The sequence below is a fragment of the Klebsiella sp. MS 92-3 genome (assembly GCF_000195655.1).
In the GTDB taxonomy this organism is placed as follows: domain Bacteria; phylum Pseudomonadota; class Gammaproteobacteria; order Enterobacterales; family Enterobacteriaceae; genus Klebsiella; species Klebsiella pneumoniae.
Window position 1 is genome coordinate 47,649 of record NZ_GL882819.1, and the last position, 3,182, is coordinate 50,830.

A 3,182-nucleotide genomic window follows, 5' to 3' on the forward strand; every position below is an offset into this window, starting at 1 on the left:
GGCGCGGGTGAGTTAGCTTACGATCTCAAGAACCTGTTCCGGCGGGCGGCCAATACGCGCCTGGCCGCGGCTGACGACGATAGGGCGCTCGATGAGTTTCGGATTGTCGACCATCGCCTGTATCAGCGCCGCGTTGCTGAGAGCCGGGTCGGCCAGATTGAGCGATTTATACAGATCCTCTTTCTGGCGCATGAGCTCGCGGGGGCTCTCCATACCCAGCAGCTGCAGCAGCTGGCGCAGCGTCCCGGCATCCGGTGGCGTCTCAAGATAAAGCACCACCTCAGGATCGATGCCGCGACTCTGCAGCAGGCTCAGCGTTTCGCGGCTCTTGGAGCAGCGTGGGTTATGGTAAATTTTTACCGCGTCGGTCATGGGGTCTCCTTACATTTTTTGATAGGGACGGAAGCGAGCCTGCAGATCGCGTAGCTGATCGATACGGGCATCGTAACGTGCCTGCTGCAGGCTACCGAGTTTCACCTGCGAGCTGGCGCTGCTGAGCAGGGAAATCGCCTGCTCCAGCTGGCCGACCAGCGCCATGCTTTCAGCCCGCGCCGCCAGCTCCTGATCGCGATTGCCCAGCGCGCCTTCCGCCTGGGCCAGCAGGTCCCAGCCGTTGCCATCCTCTTTATAGGTAAAGGTATACCGGTTCAGAATGGTCGCCGCTTCCCCGGGCTGCCCGCCCTGCAGCAGGGCGTTGGCCAGGTTCAGCTGCAGCACCGGATTAGTACGCAGCTCGCGGGCGTTTTTAAGACGATTGATGGCGTCGCTGGTTTTCTTCTGTCCGAGGTCGATATCAGTGGCCAGATCGAGATACCAGGCATTTTGCGGGTCGGCGTTGAGCAGCGGCTGCAGCGTTTTGCGTGCCTGGTCAAAGTTGTTGCTTTCCATCGCCAGCAGAGCGCGACCATACTGGGCGGCATGCTGTTGGCGGATATTGCCTTTATCCCAGGCGTTCAGCAGATCGGTGCCCAGCTTGTTGTCGCCGTTAGTGTACATCCCGAGGGTACGCGCCTTCGCCAGATAGAAGTCCGCCGAGGACTGTACCACCACCGGGCGCATCTGGTTGGCACGGTTACGGGCATCGGCCAGTCGGCTTTCCGGTAGGGGGTGGGTGAGCAGCATTTCCGGCGGTCGCGTCGAGTAGCGCGACTCGTCAAGCAGTTTACCCATAAACATCGGCATAGCCTGCGGGTCGAAACCCGAGCGCTGCAGAACCTGAATGCCAATCCGGTCGGCCTCTTCTTCGTTCTGGCGGGTGAAGCTGATCATACCCTGCTGGGTGCCGGCCAGCGTCCCGGTCAGGGCCGCCATTCCGGCCTGCGGGCTGGCCATCGCCAGCAGAATCGAACCCAGGGCACCGACCCAGGTCAGCGGCGCATTGCGCTTCTGATCTTCCATCGCGCGGGCGAGATGCCGCTGCGTCACGTGGGAGATTTCGTGCGCCATGACAGAGGCCAGTTCGCTCTCGTTATCAGAGTAGCGGAACAGGGCGGAGTGGAGGACCACATTGCCGCCGAAGAAGGCGAAGGCGTTGATCTGGTCGTTATTAATCAAATAGAAGTGGAACGGGGTACGCACCGAGTTGGCGTGAGCCACCAGACGCATACCCAGCCCGTTGATATATTGCACCAGCAGAGGGTCGTTGATCAGCGGCGCGCTACCGCGCAGTTGGCGGACGTAGTAATCCCCCATCTGCATTTCCTGACCGATTGACAGCGTGCTTCCTGCGGAGGTTCCCATGTCCGGCAGGGTATCTGCGGAGTCAGCAAAAGCAGGACCTATCGAACCCAGCGTCAGCGACGCGATCGCGGTCGCCACCAGCGTTTTCTTCAACTGCCTGAACATAACCTCTGTCCTGTAATGTGGGTGTGCCAGTTTGACCGATTGTGCGGCGTAATGTTCCCTGGCCGCATCCCAGCGAGTTTAGCTGGCGTTGGCCGCCTTGAAAATATGTTCTTCATGGCGGAGAACGGTTTGACTGCGGCGCATCAAAAAGCGAAGTCTTTTTTGTGACATTTCGATACAATTCCTCGGATTGTCGCCGCTTGGCCCTTCAGGGAAGGTTTTATGCTTGAGATGTTAATGCAGTGGTACCGCCGTCGATTCAGCGACCCTGAGGCGATAGCGCTGCTGGTTATTTTGCTTGCCGGTTTCGGCATTATGTTCTTTTTCAGCGGCCTGCTGGCCCCGTTGCTGGTGGCTATCGTGCTGGCGTATCTGCTGGAGTGGCCGACCGTTCGTCTGGAGCGCATCGGTCTGTCGCGCACCTGGGCCACCTCGCTGGTGCTGATCCTCTTTGTGGGCATCCTGCTGTTGCTGGCCTTTGTGGTGCTGCCGGTAGCCTGGCAGCAAGGGATCTACCTCATCCGCGATATGCCGGGCATGCTAAATAAGCTCTCTGATTTCGCCGCCACGCTGCCGCGGCGCTATCCGGCGTTAATGGATGCCGGCATTATCGATGCGATGGCGGAAAATATGCGCACCCGGATGCTGACGGTGGGCGACTCGGTGGTTAAGTACTCTCTGGCTTCGCTGGTGGGGTTACTCACCCTGGCGGTCTATCTGGTGCTGGTGCCGCTGATGGTCTTCTTCCTGCTGAAGGATAAAGAGCAGATGCTCAACGCGGTGCGCCGCGTTCTGCCGCGCAATCGCGGGCTTGCTGGGCAGGTGTGGAAAGAGATGAACCAGCAGATCACCAACTACATTCGCGGCAAGGTGCTGGAGATGATTGTCGTCAGCGTCGCCACCTGGATAGGCTTTATCCTCTTTGGCCTCAACTACTCGTTGCTGCTGGCGGTGCTGGTCGGCTTCTCGGTGCTGATCCCCTATATCGGCGCGTTTGTGGTGACCATTCCGGTGGTGGGGGTGGCGCTGTTTCAGTTTGGCGCTGGCACCGAGTTCTGGAGCCTGTTTGCGGTCTATCTGATTATTCAGGGGCTGGACGGTAACCTGCTGGTTCCGGTGCTGTTCTCGGAAGCGGTCAATTTACACCCGCTGGTGATTATCCTGTCGGTGGTGATCTTTGGCGGACTGTGGGGATTCTGGGGCGTCTTCTTCGCCATTCCGCTGGCCACGCTGATTAAAGCAGTGGTGCATGCCTGGCCGGATGGTTTGGCGGTCGACGACTAAGGCAATGAGAATAAAAAAAGACGCCCGCCGGGGGGGGGGCCCCCCCCCCCCCC

At 59.6% G+C, this 3,182-nt stretch carries 4 protein-coding genes; 2 read left to right on the top strand and 2 right to left on the bottom strand.

Annotation, left to right across the window (positions count from 1 at the left end; translation table 11 throughout):
• Positions 1 to 12 precede the first annotated feature (12 nt).
• Together arsC and bepA are read right to left on the bottom strand one after the other, a co-directional pair.
• On the bottom strand, positions 13 to 372 hold the full coding sequence (gene arsC / locus HMPREF9538_RS11065) for an arsenate reductase (glutaredoxin) (protein ID WP_002913810.1): 360 nt from the start codon (positions 370 to 372) through the stop codon (positions 13 to 15).
• 9 nt (positions 373 to 381) lie between these two features.
• A complete protein-coding gene (bepA, locus tag HMPREF9538_RS11060) occupies positions 382 to 1,845 on the bottom strand; it encodes a beta-barrel assembly-enhancing protease (protein ID WP_002913807.1) in 1,464 nt (487 codons plus the stop codon).
• Positions 1,846 to 1,896: 51 nt separating this feature from the next.
• On the opposite strand from bepA, the gene HMPREF9538_RS32330 reads away from it, so the two are divergent.
• Both HMPREF9538_RS32330 and HMPREF9538_RS11055 read left to right on the top strand, forming a co-directional pair.
• On the top strand, positions 1,897 to 2,013 hold the full coding sequence (locus HMPREF9538_RS32330) for a hypothetical protein (protein WP_004221267.1): 117 nt from the start codon (positions 1,897 to 1,899) through the stop codon (positions 2,011 to 2,013).
• A 54-nt stretch (positions 2,014 to 2,067) separates the two neighbouring features.
• Positions 2,068 to 3,129, top strand: a complete 1,062-nt coding sequence (locus HMPREF9538_RS11055) for an AI-2E family transporter (RefSeq protein WP_002913806.1) — start codon at positions 2,068 to 2,070, stop codon at positions 3,127 to 3,129.
• Positions 3,130 to 3,182: the final 53 nt, after the last annotated feature.